This is a genomic window from Streptococcus sp. HMSC070B10 (assembly GCF_001808665.1).
Taxonomy (GTDB): domain Bacteria; phylum Bacillota; class Bacilli; order Lactobacillales; family Streptococcaceae; genus Streptococcus.
The window spans coordinates 1-258 of the sequence record NZ_KV794212.1 but is presented as its reverse complement, the minus strand read 5'-3'; the positions used below and the strand labels follow the sequence as shown (position 1 = coordinate 258).

Below are 258 nucleotides of genomic sequence, written 5' to 3'. Positions count from 1 at the left end.
TTTTCAGCCTTTCAAGAGTTCTATCCTATCGAGCGTATTCAAGAAGATACTGAAGCGATTTTGAAACTGCTGAGACACGTTTGCGATGAGCTGAAAAGACGACAAAAAATCGTCGCTAAAGCTGTCAAAAAACAGCAAAAAATCGGCTTGCGTGGTTATGATATCGGTTTGACTCCGATTGTCGTCGTCGCTGATGAAATCGGCTCAGCTGTTGCAAGCATGGACAGCAAACAGAAAAAAGAGTTTTTGGCTCTACTC

Annotated in this window: 1 pseudogene; it reads left to right on the top strand. The window is 42.6% G+C overall.

Going from position 1 to position 258, the window contains the following annotated elements:
* A pseudogene (locus HMPREF2613_RS11595) lies at nucleotides 1–258 on the top strand (cell division protein FtsK); the annotation flags it as partial.